Source organism: Paracoccus acridae, assembly GCF_014642735.1.
GTDB lineage: Bacteria > Pseudomonadota > Alphaproteobacteria > Rhodobacterales > Rhodobacteraceae > Paracoccus > Paracoccus acridae.
The window spans coordinates 50,217-65,323 of sequence record NZ_BMIV01000010.1 but is presented as its reverse complement, the minus strand read 5'-3'; the positions used below and the strand labels follow the sequence as shown (position 1 = coordinate 65,323).

General features: G+C 66.0%; 16 protein-coding genes. 3 read left to right on the top strand and 13 right to left on the bottom strand.

What is annotated here, in order from left to right:
- The first annotated feature begins 47 nt into the window (after positions 1-47).
- Positions 48-776: an MgtC/SapB family protein gene (locus IEX25_RS14140; RefSeq protein WP_188715778.1), complete on the top strand. Its 729-nt coding sequence runs from the start codon at positions 48-50 to the stop codon at positions 774-776.
- A gap of 18 nt (positions 777-794) precedes the next feature.
- On the opposite strand, the gene IEX25_RS14135 is transcribed toward IEX25_RS14140, so the two are convergent.
- The 10 genes from IEX25_RS14135 to IEX25_RS14090 all read right to left on the bottom strand — a co-directional run bounded on the left by IEX25_RS14135 (position 795) and on the right by IEX25_RS14090 (position 9,770).
- Positions 795-1,112, bottom strand: coding sequence for a hypothetical protein (locus IEX25_RS14135; protein ID WP_229665248.1), 318 nt, complete (start codon positions 1,110-1,112; stop codon positions 795-797).
- A gap of 79 nt (positions 1,113-1,191) precedes the next feature.
- Complete coding sequence (gene pcaD / locus IEX25_RS14130; protein ID WP_229665246.1) at positions 1,192-2,037, bottom strand: 3-oxoadipate enol-lactonase; 846 nt, start codon at positions 2,035-2,037, stop codon at positions 1,192-1,194.
- Between the two features lie 13 nt (positions 2,038-2,050).
- The gene (locus IEX25_RS14125; RefSeq protein ID WP_188715776.1) at positions 2,051-3,382 is read right to left on the bottom strand and encodes an MFS transporter; all 1,332 of its coding nucleotides are present in this window, start codon (positions 3,380-3,382) and stop codon (positions 2,051-2,053) included.
- A 62-nt stretch (positions 3,383-3,444) separates the two neighbouring features.
- Positions 3,445-4,230: a benzoate diol dehydrogenase BenD gene (gene benD, locus IEX25_RS14120; protein ID WP_188715774.1), complete on the bottom strand. Its 786-nt coding sequence runs from the start codon at positions 4,228-4,230 to the stop codon at positions 3,445-3,447.
- Positions 4,227-5,255, bottom strand: coding sequence for a benzoate 1,2-dioxygenase electron transfer component BenC (benC, locus tag IEX25_RS14115; RefSeq protein ID WP_188715772.1), 1,029 nt, complete (start codon positions 5,253-5,255; stop codon positions 4,227-4,229). Before benC ends, benD begins: the two co-directional genes overlap by 4 nt.
- Before the next feature lie 39 nt (positions 5,256-5,294).
- A complete protein-coding gene (benB, locus tag IEX25_RS14110; protein WP_229665244.1) occupies positions 5,295-5,810 on the bottom strand; it encodes a benzoate 1,2-dioxygenase small subunit in 516 nt (171 codons plus the stop codon).
- Positions 5,807-7,168 carry an SRPBCC family protein gene (locus IEX25_RS14105; RefSeq protein WP_188715770.1) on the bottom strand — a complete coding sequence of 454 codons (1,362 nt, stop codon included), beginning with the start codon at positions 7,166-7,168 and terminating at the stop codon, positions 5,807-5,809. The genes benB and IEX25_RS14105 overlap by 4 nt, the downstream gene beginning before the upstream one ends.
- 114 nt (positions 7,169-7,282) lie before the next feature.
- Complete coding sequence (catA, locus tag IEX25_RS14100; RefSeq protein ID WP_188715769.1) at positions 7,283-8,221, bottom strand: catechol 1,2-dioxygenase; 939 nt, start codon at positions 8,219-8,221, stop codon at positions 7,283-7,285.
- 71 nt (positions 8,222-8,292) lie between these two features.
- Entirely contained in the window at positions 8,293-8,583 is a 291-nt protein-coding gene (catC, locus tag IEX25_RS14095; RefSeq protein WP_188715833.1) for a muconolactone Delta-isomerase, read from the bottom strand.
- Between the two features lie 2 nt (positions 8,584-8,585).
- Complete coding sequence (locus IEX25_RS14090) at positions 8,586-9,770, bottom strand: muconate/chloromuconate family cycloisomerase (protein WP_188715767.1); 1,185 nt, start codon at positions 9,768-9,770, stop codon at positions 8,586-8,588.
- A 166-nt stretch (positions 9,771-9,936) separates the two neighbouring features.
- Here IEX25_RS14090 and IEX25_RS14085 point away from each other — a divergent pair, with 166 nt between their 5' ends.
- Together IEX25_RS14085 and IEX25_RS14080 are read left to right on the top strand one after the other, a co-directional pair.
- Positions 9,937-10,863, top strand: coding sequence for a LysR family transcriptional regulator (locus IEX25_RS14085; RefSeq protein WP_188715765.1), 927 nt, complete (start codon positions 9,937-9,939; stop codon positions 10,861-10,863).
- 85 nt (positions 10,864-10,948) lie between these two features.
- Complete coding sequence (locus tag IEX25_RS14080) at positions 10,949-12,265, top strand: acetamidase/formamidase family protein (RefSeq protein ID WP_188715763.1); 1,317 nt, start codon at positions 10,949-10,951, stop codon at positions 12,263-12,265.
- A gap of 190 nt (positions 12,266-12,455) precedes the next feature.
- Here the strand turns inward: IEX25_RS14080 and IEX25_RS14075 are convergent, their stop codons facing one another.
- Genes IEX25_RS14075 through IEX25_RS14065 form a run of 3 tightly spaced genes read right to left on the bottom strand, consistent with a single transcriptional unit; the run spans position 12,456 to position 15,091 of the window.
- The gene (locus IEX25_RS14075) at positions 12,456-13,043 is read right to left on the bottom strand and encodes a DJ-1/PfpI family protein (protein WP_188715761.1); all 588 of its coding nucleotides are present in this window, start codon (positions 13,041-13,043) and stop codon (positions 12,456-12,458) included.
- 57 nt (positions 13,044-13,100) lie between these two features.
- Complete coding sequence (locus tag IEX25_RS14070; protein ID WP_188715759.1) at positions 13,101-14,063, bottom strand: substrate-binding domain-containing protein; 963 nt, start codon at positions 14,061-14,063, stop codon at positions 13,101-13,103.
- A gap of 44 nt (positions 14,064-14,107) precedes the next feature.
- Complete coding sequence (locus IEX25_RS14065) at positions 14,108-15,091, bottom strand: ABC transporter permease (RefSeq protein ID WP_103174041.1); 984 nt, start codon at positions 15,089-15,091, stop codon at positions 14,108-14,110.
- Between the last annotated feature and the right edge of the window lie 16 nt (positions 15,092-15,107).

Here is a 15,107-nt window from a genome sequence, read left to right as displayed (position 1 = left end):
GCGGTCCCACCCTGTCACATGACGGTCCGACAGCCAGGGGGGGCATGATGACATTCGACAGTCTTGTTTCCGCGATGCTGGACGCGGATACCGTGCCGCCGCTTCTGGGCAGCGTCGTCGCCGGTGCCCTGATCGGCACGGACCGTGAATTCCTGGGCAAGCCTGCGGGCCTGCGGACGCATATCCTTGTCTGCTTCGCCTCGGCGCTGATGACGCTTTTGGGGCTGCGCATGGGGGAATGGACGGTGGTCTTTCCCGAAGGCACGCAGATCGTGTCGGACATGGCGCGGATGCCCCACGCCATCCTGACCGGGATCGGCTTTCTGGGGGCGGGGGTAATCTTCCGGTCGGGCTTTTCGGTCCACGGCCTGACCACGGCCGCATCGCTGTGGCTGACGGCATCGCTGGGCATCGTCTTCGGCGCGGGCCTGATGGAGCTTGCCACCATCGCGACGGTGATCTGCCTGGCCGTCCTTGTGTTCCAGCGGGCCTTGCGCCGGATGGCGCCGCCGCAGCCGGTCTTGCGGATCCGGGTCGTCGTGGATGCCGGAAGTTCCTATGACAGTGCCCGGCTGGCGGCCATCCTGGCCTCGGGCGGGATGCGCGCGGGGCCTGCGTCCATCAACCAGGCGCGGGCCAGCGGCCAGCGGTCCTATACGCTGCTGGCTTCCGCCTATCAGGACGCCCCTGATGTCGAACGCCTGGCGCGGGCGATCCGGGAAGACCCCGCCGTCCAGGAACTGGCGATCACGCCGCTGGAAAACGAACGGGCCTGACGGGGGGCGGGACAGTGATCAGGATTCGCCCGAACCGCCGCCGACGGGAAACATGTCCTCGCCGTAATGATGCAGCTTCATGTGGTGGCGACGGCACAGCCACCTGACCTCAAGCGGCTGGTCATAGCGGTCGTGATGCGCATCCACCTTTTCGATGCCGCAGACCTCGCAGGCCTGCCGTTCAAGCTTGCCCGTGGCAATGGCCTGCTGGACGGCAAGATGCGCCGAATACTTGGCCGGATTGGCCAGGCGCCAACTGGTCTGGCGGGTCTTGCTTTTCAGCATCGGGGCCTCTCGTTGGTCGGTGTCAGGCGCGGCAGCCTTGGGGGCGGTCATGTCTGCGATCCAGCGTCAGCGGTCTTCGGGTCAGTGCACCATAATGGAAGACGAAGGCCAATGCATCAAGCATTCTGTTCTAGGGGCGTGCGGACACCATCAGGAAGTCCCGCAGAAGGGCGTTGAAGGCCGCCGCGGATTCGACATTCACCAGATGCCGCCCCGGCAAGCCATGGTGGCGGCCGTCCGGAACGCCCTGGGCGATCGCCTGCAGATCGGCTGGCGGACAGACCGGGTCGTCGTCGCCCGATACGGCCAGGACCGGGACCGTGATCCGCGCCAGATCGTCCCGCAGATCCGCTTGCGCCAAGGCGGCGCAGCATCCCACATAACCCTCGGCCGAGGTGGTGGCGAAGGTCGAAAGGATGGCTTCCACTTCGCCAGGCCGGGTTGCGCTGAAGGCAGGGGTGAACCAGCGTTCGGCGGTGGCGGGAACAAGCCCGGCAAGGCCGTTGGCGCGCACGTCGGCCATGCGGGCGGTCCAGCTTTCGGCAGTGCCGATGCGGGCCGCGGTGGCGCAGACCGCAAGGCGGTCCAGCCGCGCGCGGGAATGGATGCCCAGCCATTGCCCCGTCAGCCCGCCGATGGACAAGCCGCAGAAATGGCTGCGCGGGATGGACAGCGCGTCCCACAGCGCAATCACGTCGCCGCCCAGGTCGGACAGGGCATAGGGGGGCGGCGGGGTGCCGGACTTGCCATGTCCGCGACGGTCATAGCGCAGGATGCGGAAATCCCCTGCCAGATCGGCGATCTGGGCGTCCCACATGTGCAGGTCGGTGCCCAGCGAATTGCAGAAGGTCAGCCAGGGCTTGCCCCCTTCCGCGCCGTCGATGCGGTAGTGGAGGAGATGGGTGGGCAGGTCCAGATAGGGCATGGCAGGATTTCCAATGGCAAAGGGCGCGCGGCCGACAGGGCCGCGCGCCATTGTTTCGTCGGGATCAGGCCGCGGCAAGCTGCGCGTTTTCGCGAACCCGGTTGTTGGCAAGGGCGAAGACCAGCATCGCCAGTGCCGAGACCGCCGCGGGGATCGCGAAGATCAGGAAGTTCTGGCCCAAGGGCAGTTCGCGCGCCAGCAGAACCCCGCCCAGGGTCGGCCCGACGATGGCGCCGATCCGGCCCACGCCCGAGGCCCAGCCAAGGCCCGCCCCGCGGACCGACAGGTTGTAAAGCTGGGCCACGCTTGCATAAAGCAGGATCTGCGTGCCGATGGTGGTGGCGCCCGCCACGAAGACCAGGGCGAACAGCAGGCCCGGCGCCGGGTTCATGCCGATCATCGCGATGGACAGCGCGGCGGCGGCGAAGAAGCCCACCACGACCTTGGGCAGCCCGAAGCGGTCGCCCATCCGTCCGCCCAGGATCGCCCCGGCCATGCCGCCGAAATTCAGCGAGAACAGCGACAACAGGCTGGCGCGTTCGGCATAGCCCGCCTCTTGCAGAACCTTGGGCAGCCAGGACGACAGCAGATAGACCAGCAGCAGGCAGCAGAAGAAGGACAGCCACAGCATCAGCGTGCGCAGGGCCCGGCCATGGCGGAACAGTTCGGCGATGGACGCCTTGGCGCCCTTGGCCTCGGTGAAGACCAGCCGGTCATCGGCGACCAGGGGTGCGGTCGGGTTGATGCGGGCGAAGATGCGCCTCGCTTCCTCCTGCTTGCCCTGGCGGATCAGGAAGCCCAGCGATTCCGGCAGCTTCCACAGGATCAGCGGCAGCAGCGCCAGGGGCAGCGCGGCGATGAAGAACATGGGCTGCCACCCGAAAGAGGGGATGATCCCGATGCCCAGCCCCGCCGCGACCATGCCGCCCACGGAATAGCCCGAGAACATCAGCGCGACCATGGTGCCGCGCAGGCGCTTGGGCGCATATTCGTTCATCAGCGCCACGGCATTCGGCATCAGCCCGCCGCAGCCCAGGCCCGCGATGAAGCGGAAGATCTTGAACTGCTCGGGCGAGGTGGCGAAGCCCGTCAGCACCGTGGCCGAGGTGAACAGCACGAAGCTGATCGCCACGCCCTTCTTGCGGCCGATCCGGTCGGCCAGCGGCCCCAGGATCAACGCGCCGAACATCATCCCGAACAGCGCCCAGGCCTGCAGCGCACCCGCCTGCGGCTTGGTCAGGCCCCATTCCGCGATCAGCGTGGGCAGGACGGTGCCCGCGACGAAGACGTCGTATCCGTCAACGATCAGCAGCGCGCCGCACAGCGCGACCACCATCCACTGAAAGCTGCCGAACGGGCCTTTGTCTATGGCCTCGCTCACGTCTATGCTTCTCATTGTCTTCTCCTCCCTTGTTGTTTGCTTGTGGGTCCGTCGGCCCGTGTCGCCTCCCGCGACGCCTATCCCGTGTCGCCTCCGGCGACGGGCAGCACAGAGCCGGTGATGTAGGACGCCTCGTCCGAGGCCAGGAACAGGATCGGCGCGGCCTGTTCCTCGATGGTGGCATAGCGGCGCATGAAGGCCGATTGCTTGACCTGTTCGACCACCTCGGCCATCCAGGCCCTTTCGGCCTCGCTGTCGCCCTCGGCGTTGCGGGGGATGCGGCGGGGCGGGGCCTCGGTCCCGCCGGGGGCGGTTGCGACGACGCGGATGTTCTGGCCCGCCATCTCCATCGCCAGCGACTGCGTGATGGCGTTCACGCCGCCCTTGGCCGCCGAATAAGGCACCCGATGGATGCCGCGCGTGGCGTTCGAGGACACGTTGACGATGGTACCGCCGCCCCGCGCCAGCAGATGCGGCAGCACCGCGTGGCAGCAGTAAAGCGTGGGCATCAGGGACCGGCGGATCTCGGCGTCGATCTGGGCGGGTTCGAATTCGACGAAGGGGCGCATTCGTATCGCGCCGCCCACGTTGTTGATCAGGATGTCGATGCCGCCAAAGATGTCGGCGGCATGGGCCATCGCCGCATGGGCGCCATCCCAGGTTTCCAGGTCGGCGGTGAAGGCCGCCGCATCGCGCCCGGCCTCGGCCGCGACATCCGAGACGAAATCGGCGCGGTCCACGAACAGGACGCGGCCGCCCTCGGCCGCCGCGCGCAGGGCCACGGCGCGGCCGATCCCCTGCGCGGCGCCGGTCACGACCAGCACCTTGCCCGCGAAGCGCCCGGCAAAGACCGCCCCCGTCATGCGCTGGCCTTCAAAGGCGCGTTGGGGGTGAACTTCTCGTAATGGAAGCTGGCCGGGCGGACGCCCTTTTCGTCAAGGTAATGGCGCACCGCATCGACCATCGGCGGGGGGCCGCACAGATAGACGTCCACCTCTCCGGCGGCCAGCATGTCCTCGGGCATGTGCTGGGTGACCCATCCCTTGCGCGGATGGGCCGAGGCGTCATCCGCGACCACCGTGGCGAAGGTGAAGTTCGGCAGGCGGCGCGCAAAACCCGCGATCCGGTCCACCAGCACCAGATCCTGGTCGCGCGTCACGCCATAGATCAGGTGGATCTGCTGGCGCGACCCGGCGCGGGCCAGAACCTCCAGTATCGACAGGAAGGGCGCAAGGCCGGTGCCGCCGGCCAGGAACAGCAGCGGACGGCCCGCGTCGCGCAGATAGAAGCTGCCCATCGGCCCGGTCAGATCCAGCTTGTCGCCGGGGGCGGCGCGGGCCAGCCAGCTGCTCATCAACCCGTCGGGGATCTTCTTGATCAGGAATTCCATCCGCCCTTCCGCCGGGGCCGAGCTGAAGGAATAGGACCGGCTGGCGGTGCTGCCCGGCACGCCGATATTGACGTACTGGCCGGGCAGGAAGGCGGGGGGAACGGCGCCTTCCTCGATCTGAAGCTCCAGCACGACCGCGGCATCCTTGTGCGGCTCGATCCGGGCGACGGTGGCCCCGATCTTCTGCTGGCCGGTCTTGCAGGACGCGGCCGTAACGGGCACCGACAGCACGCAGTCGGAGGACGGCACCATCTGGCAGGTCAGGACCAAGCCTTCTTCGGCCTCGTCCTCGGTCAGGGCGTCCTCGATATAGTCCTCGCCCAGGTCATAGGCGCCGCTTTCGGCGCGGCACTTGCAGGTGCCGCAGACGCCGTCCGAACAGTCCATCGGCAGGTTGATCTTGTTGCGGAAGGCCGCATCAAGAACCTTCTCGCCCTGCTTGCAGTCGATGAAGCGGGTGATCCCGTCCTCGAAGTTGAGCGCGATCGTATAGCACATGGTCGCCTCCTCCTTGCGTTGTGCTTGGTCTGGCGGCCGTCAGACGTGATAGACGTCGATGACCTGGCGGATGTAGTCGTTCTTCAGGACGATCTTCTTGGCGGCGATCACCAGCCCGTCATCCGTCCGGCGCAGGGTCACGAACATGGTGCCGAAGAACTGGTCCGTGGTCTTGTAGCGGTGGTTCAGCGTGTGGAAGTTGTAGCGCACGTCCACCTCGGACCCGCGATCCGCGACCACCTCGACATTGCTGACCGTGTGGCTGGTGCGGGGTTCGGGCGTCGATGCGCCGGACCGTTCGGTCTTGATGCGGAACACCCGATCCTCAAGCCCCTCGCGGTTGGGGTAATACATCAGCGAGATCTGGGACTGCGGATCCTCGGTGATCTGGTCGTTGTCGTCCCAGGCGGGCATCCAGTAGGTCACATCGGGCGCATAGCAGGTCAGCCATTCGTCCCACTGGCGGTCGTCCAGCAGGCGCGCCTCGCGATACAGGAAGGCGCAGATGGTGTTCATGTCCAGGCTGGTGCTGGTGATGGCGTGATCCAGGCTCATGCCGCTTCTCCCTTTTCGCCGGCCTTCTCGGCGGCAAGCGCTTCGCGCATGGCCTTGGCCCAGTATTCGTGCTGCACGACGAACAGGCCCTCGTCCTCGCTGCGTTCGCCCGACAAGACAGGGTTCAGGCCCATGCGGCGGGCGTTTTCATCGGGGCCGTGGACCCACAGGGGCGCACCGCGCGACATGTCGTTCCACAAGGGCGCGGCATAGGCGGTCTGGCAGGCGCGGAATTCCTCGAGGTCGTCCGAGGTGCCCATGCCCGAGACGTTGAAGAAATCCTCGTACTGGCGGATGCGGGTCGTGCGGTCGGCGGCGCTTTCGCCCTTCGGGGCAAAGCAGAAGATCGTGATTTCGGTCTTGTCCACCGACAGCGGGCGGACGACGCGGATCTGGGTGCTGAACTGGTCCATCAGGAACACGTTCGGATAGATGCCCAGGTTGCGGGTCTGGTTGACGATGAAGCCCGCCTTCTCCTCGCCCAGGCGGGCGACCAGGTCGTCGCGGCGGTTCCAGACCGGGCGAACCTCGGGGTTGCGGGTGTTGGTCCAGAGCAGGATATGGCCGTTCTCGAAGCCATAGACGCCGGCGACCGACTTGGACCAGCTGTTCGCGTCCACCGCCTTGGTGCCGGTTTCGCTGCGCCGTTCCATGGTGGTGGCATAGTTCCAGTGGACGGAACTCACGTGATAGCCGTCGCAGCCGTTCTCCATCTGCAGCTTCCAGTTGCCGTCATAGATGTAGGAGGAATTGCCGCGCAGCACCTCCAGACCCTCGGGCGCCTGGTCCACGATCTGGTCGATGATGACCTTCGTCTCGCCCAGGAAATCCTCCAGCGAGGCGACGTCGGGGTTGAGGCTGCCGAACAGGAAGCCGCGATAGCTTTCGAAGCGCGCCACGCGGGTCAGGTCGTGCGAGCCGTCCTGGTTGAACTGCTCGGGATATTGCGTGGTCTTCGCGTCCTTCACCTTCAGCAGCTTGCCGGTGTTGGAAAAGGTCCAGCCGTGGAAGGGGCAGGTGAAGCTGCCCTTGTTGCCCTGCTTGCGGCGGCACAGCATCGCGCCCTTGTGGGCGCAGGCGTTGATGACGGCGTTCAGCGCTCCGGTCTTGTCGCGGGTGATGACGATAGGCTGGCGGCCGATCCAGGTGGTGTAATAGTCGTTGACTTCCGGGATCTGGCTTTCATGCGCCAGATAGACCCAGTTGCCTTCGAAGATGTGCTTCATCTCCAGCGCGAACAGGTCTTCGTTGGTGAAGATGTCGCGGCGGCAGCGGAACAGTCCCGCCTCCTTGTCGTCCTGGACGGCGACGTCCAGCAGCTGGTCCAGGTCGCGGGCCTTTTCGATGATCGCGGACATGAGTTCTCCTCCCCAGGGGTGCGCCTGTCGCGGACGGGCCCCTGCCGATGTCGGTGATGAAAGATGGGGTAGGGGTGGACGGCCCTCCCCTCCAGGGGGCCGTCCGGGATGCGCTTACGCTGCGGCGCGGCGGCGCTGTTCGTTGACCTGGTTGTCGATGCCTTGAACCAGGGCGGTCAGGTGGATGTCGAAGCTGATCTCGGCGAAGGGACCGTTGAGGCCGTTGGCATGGATGCTGTCCTCGTCCGTCCGCTCGATCACATGGGGGACCAGGCCTTCGCGGGTGGCATAGGCGAAGTCGTCGTCGATCAGCGGATCGCCCTCGATGTTGATCTGGGTGGTCAGCTTGCGGTGCTCGTCGGCGCTGACGAAGAAGTGGATATGCGCGGGACGCTGGCCGTGGCGGCCAAGGGCGGTCAGCACCTTCTCGGTCGGGCTGCCGGGGGGCACGCCATAGCCCGAGGGCAGGATGCTCTGGAACTTGTAGCGGCCGTTTTCGTCGGTGATGATCGTGCGGCGCATGTTGAAGGGCGCCTGCTTGCCGGTCGGATCGAAGTGGGAATAGAAGCCCCGCGTGTCGCAGTGCCAGACCTCGACCTTGGCGCCGGCCAGCGGCTTGCCGTCGGACCCGTGGACCGTGCCGTGCATGATCAGCGTCTGACCGTCCGTGTCCGAGCCGTCATCCAGGCGGGCGAAGCCCACCGATTCCGGGGCGCCGGCGACGTAAAGCGGGCCTTCGATCGTGCGCGGGGTCGGGTTCTCGATCCCCAGTTCGGCGTCGATGGCGTCCAGGCGCTCGTCCAGGAAGTGGTCGATCCCCAGGCCCGGCGAGATCAGGCCCGCCTGACCGGCGGCGCCCAAGTCGTTCAGCCAGGCCACGCCGGTCCAATATTCGTCGGGGGTGATGTCCAGGTCGTCGATGGCGCGGAACAGGTCCGACATCAGGCGATGCACGATCTGCTTCATGCGCGGATTGCCATCGCTGCTGTTCATGCCGCTGAGTTCCTTCAGGAACTCCTGCACGTCGGGACGGTCGAAAATCTTGACGGTCATTCTTCTCTCCTCCTGGATTCGCTTGGAAACTGGGCAGGACGGCCCTCGCTCCGTCCCGTTTGGGGATGGCTTCAGGTATCGTCGTCCCGGATCGCGGACGGGTGACGCAGCAGCGGCGTCACGGCGATGTCCATGAAAGGGAACAAGGGCAGGCCCGACAGGATGTCGTGCAATTCGTCGTTGTCGCGGACGTCGAAGATGCTGACGTTGGCGTATTGCCCGGCGATCCGCCAGATGTGGCGCCATTTGCCCTGGGCCTGCAGATCCTGCGAATAGGCCTTTTCGCGCGCAAGGATGTCGGCGCGTTCATCGGCGGGCAGGTCGCGGGGGATGTTCACATCCATGGTCACATGAAACAGCATGGTCACGCCTTTCCGGGCAGGCTGATGGTCTTGCGGATGCCGTCGCGTGCGAAGAAGGCCACGCGATCCTCGTCCAGCGTCAGGCCAAGGCCGGGGCCACCCGGCACGGTCAGTTCGAAATCGCTGTAATCCAGAGGCCCGGCCAGGATGTCCTCGGTCAGCAGCAGCGGGCCGAACAATTCGGTGCCCCATTGCAGATTGGCGAAGGTGGCGAAGGCATGGGCGGAAATCACCGTGCCCACCGCGCCTTCCAGCATCGTGCCGCCGTAAAGCCCGATCCCTGCCGCATCCGCGATGGCCGCGACGCGAAGCGCGTTGAAGGCGCCGCCGCTTTGTTCCAGCTTGACGGCAAAGACATCGGCGCCCTGGACGCGGGCGATCTCGAAGGCGCTTTCGGGGCCGGTCAGGGATTCGTCGGCCATCAGCGCGACGGGGAAGCGGCGCACCAGCCGGGAAAGGGCTGCGGCCGATGCCACCGGCTGTTCGACCAGGTCGCAGCCCGCGTCCGCCAGGGCCGCCATGCCGAAGGCGGCCTCGCCTTCCGACCAGGCCATGTTCACATCGACGCGCACCGCCGCACGGTCGCCAAGCGCGGCCTTGATCGCCGCAACATGGGCGATGTCGTCGCGGAGGGGGCGGGCGCCGATCTTCAGCTTGAAGATGTTGTGGCGGCGCAGGTCCAGCATCCGTTCAGCCTCGGCGATGTCGCGGGCCGTGTCGCCCGACGCCAGCGTCCAGGCCACCGGCAGCCGGTCGCGGCGCCGCCCGCCCAGAAGCTCGCTGACCGGCAGGCCCAGGCGCTTGCCCTGGGCGTCCAGCAGCGCACATTCCACGGCGGATTTGGCGAAGCGGTTGTCCTTCACCATCTTGCCGATCCGCGCCATCAGCGCCTGCACCCGCGTCGCGTCCTGGCCCATCATCACCGGGGCGAACCAGGTGTCGATGTTGGTCTTCATGCTTTCGGGGCTTTCGCCGCCATAAGCCAGCCCGCCGATGGTGGTGCATTCGCCGATGCCGGTGACGCCGTCGCTGCAATGGACGCGCACCAGCGTCAGGACCTGACCGTTCATGGTGGCGACCGACAGCTTGTGCGGACGGATCGTCGGCAGATCGAGGATCACCGTCTCGACCCCGGTAACGACCGGGGCGACGAGGGCTGCGGACAGGGGGGCGTATGGCTGGTTCATGGGTTGAATGTGCATGGCCCTGCCGCCTTGCGTCCAACACCATTTTGGTTTGAAACCATACCCGGAAGGTATAATGGATGCTAAACTGTTGAGGATGGGGGTGATCGTCAGCCGAAAGATACCCAAACCGACCTGAATTTTGCTCTCTCGGGACCGGAGAAAAGCCGTGGATCTGCGTCAATTGCGTTACTTCGCCGCCGTTGCGCGGGAACGGAACTTCACCCGCGCGGCCCAGGCGCTGAACATCGCGCAGCCCCCTCTCAGCCGTCAGATCCAGTTGCTGGAAGAGGAACTGGGCGTCGCCCTGATCATCCGCAGCAGCCGGCCGATCAGGCTGACCGATGCGGGGCGGCTGTTCTATGAACAGGCGTTGCAGGTGCTGGGACGGGTGGACCAGATGAAGGACGCCACGCGCCGGGTGGGGGCGAACCGCAACCGGCTGCTGTCCATCGGCTTCGTCGCCTCGACCCTGTATGGCGGCTTGCCGCTGCTGGTCAGGAAGCTGCGCCAGAACGCGCCGGAACTGGACATCCAGTTGCTGGAAATGCTGTCGATCCAGCAGATCCCGGCGCTGAAGGAAGGCCGGATCGACCTCGGCTTCGGGCGGTTGCTGCACAACGACCCCAACGTCACCAGCACCGTCCTGCGGGAAGAACGCCTGGTTGCTGCGCTGCCCCGGGGGACCGCGCTTGCCCGGGAAACGGGACCGCTGGCGCTGGCGGATCTGACGGGCCAGAAGCTGATCGTCTATCCCAAGGAGCCGCGCCCCAGCTATGCCGATCAGGTGCTGGCGCTGTTGCAGGATCGGCTGGTGCAACCCGCCGAGGTGCTGGAGGTGCGCGAAATCCAGACCGCCCTGGGCCTTGTCGCGGCCGAATCGGGGATCTGCATCATCCCCTCGTCGGCCCGGCAGATGCGGTCGGATGTCGAATACCGCCTGATCGGCGACTCCGGTGCCTTGTCCCCGGTCATCCTGAACCACAGGGCCGGGGACAATTCACGCTATCTGGCAATGGTCAAGGCGCTGATCGGGGACATGTATGCCGAAAACCCTGCCTGGCTCGAGGCAAACAACCTTCCGCGTCGCCCCTAGGATTGCGGATCATCGCCGGACTTGCTTATGGAACCCGACCCGCTAACCTTCCGGGTGTCTTAACAGTGAACATTGGGGGGTTTCCATGCCGGATGGCAGCATCGCGCCGTCGCGCCGCAGCGTCGTCGTCACCGAGTTTACCAACAGTGTCCTCGATCCCGCGGCAGCCATGCTCGGCCCGGTCGAGAATGGCGGCACCATCATTGCCAACACCGCGCCCGGCTGCTGGGGTCCGATGATCACGCCCCGCCTGCGCGGCGGCCACGAGGTCACGACGCCCGTCCGCGTCAACGGGGCCGAGGTGGGCGACGCCGTTGCGATCCGCATCCGCGACATCACCGTGACCTCGGCGGCCACGGCGTCCGGCCACGACAGTTCGCCCGAGGGGTTCTGCCTGGGCGATCCCTATGTCGCCGCCCGCTGCCCGGTCTGCGACACCGTCTGGCCCGAAACGCATGTCGAGGGGATCGGCCCCGATGCGGTGAAATGCGACCGCTGCGGCAACCCGGTCACGCCCTTCCGCATCGTCCACGGCTATACCGTCACCTTCGACGAGACCCGCAGCGTCGGCCTGACCCTGCCCGCCGGGGCGGCCGAAACCATCGCGCGGGACGCGGACAGCTTTGCGGCCCTGCCCGACGGCAGCCGCCAGCATTCGATCCTGACCTTTGCCCCGTCGGACATGCCGGGCACGCTGGTGCGGATGCGGCCCTTCCTGGGGCAGCTTGGCACCTGTCCTTCGACCGCGATGCCCGACAGCCACAATGCGGGCGATTTCGGCGCCTTCCTGGTCGGCGCGCCCCATGACTATGCCATCAGCGCCGAGGATCTGGCACGCCACAAGACCGACGGGCACATGGACATCGACGCGGTGCGCGCGGGCGCGATCATCGTCTGCCCGGTCAAGGTGCCGGGCGCGGGCGTCTATATGGGCGACATGCACGCGGGCCAGGGCGACGGAGAGATCGCCGGGCACACCATGGACGTGGCAGGCAGCGTGACGCTGCAGGTCGAGGTGGTGAAGGATTATCCCATCGACGGCCCGGTCCTGTTCCCGCTGGCCGAGGACCTGCCGCCCCTGGCCCGCCCCTTCACACCGGCCGAGATGGCGAAGGGACAGCGTCTTGCCGCGAAATGGGGGGCAGGAGAGATCGAGCCCCTGGCCCCTGTCAGCGTGATAGGCACCGCCCCGAACCTGAACGCCGCCATCGAGAACGGCCTGGAACGCGCGGCCACCCTGCTGGGCATGACGGTCCCCGAGGTGCGCAACCGCGCCACCATCAATGGCGCGATCGAGATCGGGCGCGCGCCGGGCGTGATCCAGGTCACCTTCCTGGCCCCACTGGCCAGACTGGATGCGGTAGGCCTGGGCGGCTACGCGCGCGAGCAATACGGGCTGTGACGAAGGCTTGGCGCCGGGGTGACGATTTCGTGGCCTGCGGCGGCAGTGCGCAATGGTCGATGGATGAAACGGCGGAGGGTGCCCGTCCGTAGAGCCGGCAAAAGCCCCCTTTGGATCACCCGTGTTTGCAGACTGCGGCCCTGACATGTTGCGATGGAGGGTGTTCGCACGACCCTCCACCGCATCCGTTTCATGTATGGCGGATCTCGGTCCCAAGAACCTTGAGGCATTCGCGCATGAAGGCCGCAAGCCCGGTCCAGCCCTTGGCCGAGACCATGGTGCCGTCCACATAGGCCTCGTGCGGCTTGACGTCGATATAGGTGCCGCCGGCCAGGATCACCTCGGGCTCGCAGGCGCCAAGGGCCGCGACCTTCTTGCCGCGGATCACGCCATCGACCGCGACCAGGATCTGCACGCCGTGGCAGATGGTGAAGATCGGCTTTCCGGTTTCGTGGAAATGGCGCACCATCGTCTGGATGCGCTTGTCGGTGCGGATGTATTCCGGTCCCCGGCCGCCCGCGCAATAGACGGCGTCATAATCCTCCAGCACGATTTCCGAGAAGGTCTGGTTGATCTCGGCCAGGTGCCCGAAGCGTTCGATATAGGTCTGGTGTCCCTCGAAGTCGTGCAGGCTGGTCTGGATCATCTCGCCCTTCTTCTTGTCGGGGCAGACGACATGGACGGTATGCCCGACGGCCTCCATGCCTTGCTGGAAGACGAAGATTTCATATTCCTCGGTGAACTCGCCGCAGAGCATGAGGATTTTCTTGCCACTCATCCGTGGTCTCCTTGTGTCAAATCGAAGCCGGAGGCCGCTGGGCCTCCGGCGCAGTCGTCAGAACGGGCTGTCGGGGAAATAGAACTGGTCGGCGTTTTCCGGCGTGATCAGCGGCGCATCCAGCTTGAAGTTGCCGCGCATCGGCGCCTGGCCGGAAAACTGCGCCGCCGTCATGTAGATGGCCGACTTGATCATTGACGGAGGGTAGGGGGTCGAGATGGGCGTGACGGGATCGCCCGCCTTCACCATCTCGATCACGTCCTTCATGCCGTTGCCGCCCAGGGCATACTTGATCTCGGTCCGGCCCGACTGCTTGACCGCTTCCAGCACGCCCAGAAGCATGTCGTCGTCATTGGCCCAGACCGCGTCGATATGCGGATACTTGGCCAGGTAATCCTGCATCAGGCTGAAGGCCTCGTCCTGGTTCCAGTTGGCATACTGGATGTCCAGGATCTCGATGTTGGTGTCCTTCATCACGTCGGTGAAGCCCTGGATGCGTTCGTCGTCGATGACGGTGGGGATGCCGCGCAGCACGACGACCTTGCCCTCGCCGCCCAGCTTCTCGGCCATCCATTTCGCGGTATTGGCGCCCACGGCGATGTTGTCGCCCGCCACATACAGATCCTGGATCGTCGGGTCGGTCAGGCCCCGGTCCACGACGGCGATATAGGTGCCGTTCGACTTGACCTGCTCGACCGGGCCGGTCAGTTCCTCGGAGGTGAAGGGCAGGATGACCAGGGCGTCCAGGGTCTGCCCGGCGGACAGGTCTTCCAAAGCCGATACCTGGGCCGTCGCGGAAGGCGAGGTCTTCACGATCACGTCGATATTCGGGAATGCGGCCTCGATCTCCTTCTCGGCCTGTTCGGCGTGATAGACCACGCCGCCGGTCCAGCCATGCGTCGCGGCCGGGATCGAGACGGCGATGGTGCGCTTGTCCTGGGCCACCGCCCCGCCTGCGGTCAGCGCCAGCAGGCTTGCGGCGGTGGCCAGTGTCAGGGCGCGTTGGGTCAGTCTTTTCATTGTCGTTCCTCCCTTTGGAAAAATCCTCGCCTCTCCCTGGGCGATTACTTGATGAAGCGGTGTGCCAGCATGGCCAGGATGATGATCACCCCCTGGACCGCCGCGACGAGGTATTCGGAGACCATGTTCGACAGCACCATCAGGTTGGCGATCACTTCCAGGATCAGCGCACCGGCGACCGTGCCCCAGATGCGGCCCTTGCCGCCGCGCAGAAGGGTGCCGCCGATCACCACGGCGGTGATGACCTGCAATTCCCACAACTGCCCGGTCGTGGGGGTTGCTGCCCCCAGGCGAGGGATATAGCAGATCGCGGCGATGGCCACGCACAGCCCCTGGATCACGAAGGCCGTGGTCCGCACCCGCGCCACTGAAACGCCCGAAAAGCGCGCAACATCGGCGTTCGACCCCGCCGCCATGCAGCGCCGCCCGTATTTGGTGCGATACAGGATGAAGGCGCCGACTAGGACCACGGCCAGCGTCACGACCACGGGCAGGGGGATCCCCAGCACATTGCCGAAATAGACGGGACGATAGGGGTCGCGCAGCGCCCGGTCGATGGGGATGGATCCGCCGTCCGACATCCAGGTGATCAGCGCCCGGAAGATGCCCATCGTGCCCAGCGTGGCGATGAAGGGCTCGATCTTGCCCACCGTCACGATCAGCCCGTTCAGCAAGCCGCAGAGCGCGCCGACGATCAGCCCGAAGCCCGCGCCGACAAGGATGGCATTGGCCCCCATGGTCGGTTCCAGCCGGTTCATCGTCAGGATCATCACGCCCGTCACGAAGGCCATCATCGAGCCCACGGACAGATCGAGGCAGCCGGACGAAATCACGAAGGTTGCGCCCACGGCGATGATGGCGATGAAGGCCGAGCGGGTCACGACATTGGCGATGTTGGTGCCGGTCGCGAAATTGGTGTTGATCAGCGTGCCGATCAGCACGACAAGGGCCAATGCGATGAAGGGGCCCATGTCGGCCCAGCGGATGCGGCGCGGTGCGCCGGCAATCTCCGTGGTGACGCTTGTCATCCGGGTCTCCTCCCCC

Excerpts from the sequence above, each read along its gene's own strand:
- IEX25_RS14070 (WP_188715759.1), bottom strand. The coding sequence starts at position 14,063 with ATGAAAAGACTGACCCAACGCGCCCTGACACTGGCCACCGCCGCAAGC.
- benB (WP_229665244.1), bottom strand. The coding sequence starts at position 5,810 with ATGAGCCTGGATCACGCCATCACCAGCACCAGCCTGGACATGAACACC.
- IEX25_RS14080 (WP_188715763.1), top strand. The coding sequence starts at position 10,949 with ATGCCGGATGGCAGCATCGCGCCGTCGCGCCGCAGCGTCGTCGTCACC.
- IEX25_RS14065 (WP_103174041.1), bottom strand. The coding sequence starts at position 15,091 with ATGACAAGCGTCACCACGGAGATTGCCGGCGCACCGCGCCGCATCCGC.
- IEX25_RS14105 (WP_188715770.1), bottom strand. The coding sequence starts at position 7,168 with ATGTCCGCGATCATCGAAAAGGCCCGCGACCTGGACCAGCTGCTGGAC.
- benD (WP_188715774.1), bottom strand. The coding sequence starts at position 4,230 with ATGACGGGGGCGGTCTTTGCCGGGCGCTTCGCGGGCAAGGTGCTGGTC.
- pcaD (WP_229665246.1), bottom strand. The coding sequence starts at position 2,037 with ATGGCGCGCGGCCCTGTCGGCCGCGCGCCCTTTGCCATTGGAAATCCT.
- IEX25_RS14125 (WP_188715776.1), bottom strand. The coding sequence starts at position 3,382 with ATGAGAAGCATAGACGTGAGCGAGGCCATAGACAAAGGCCCGTTCGGC.
- catA (WP_188715769.1), bottom strand. The coding sequence starts at position 8,221 with ATGACCGTCAAGATTTTCGACCGTCCCGACGTGCAGGAGTTCCTGAAG.
- IEX25_RS14140 (WP_188715778.1), top strand. The coding sequence starts at position 48 with ATGACATTCGACAGTCTTGTTTCCGCGATGCTGGACGCGGATACCGTG.
- benC (WP_188715772.1), bottom strand. The coding sequence starts at position 5,255 with ATGTGCTATACGATCGCGCTCAACTTCGAGGACGGGATCACCCGCTTC.
- IEX25_RS14135 (WP_229665248.1), bottom strand. The coding sequence starts at position 1,112 with ATGACCGCCCCCAAGGCTGCCGCGCCTGACACCGACCAACGAGAGGCC.
- IEX25_RS14075 (WP_188715761.1), bottom strand. The coding sequence starts at position 13,043 with ATGAGTGGCAAGAAAATCCTCATGCTCTGCGGCGAGTTCACCGAGGAA.
- IEX25_RS14090 (WP_188715767.1), bottom strand. The coding sequence starts at position 9,770 with ATGAACCAGCCATACGCCCCCCTGTCCGCAGCCCTCGTCGCCCCGGTC.
- catC (WP_188715833.1), bottom strand. The coding sequence starts at position 8,583 with ATGCTGTTTCATGTGACCATGGATGTGAACATCCCCCGCGACCTGCCC.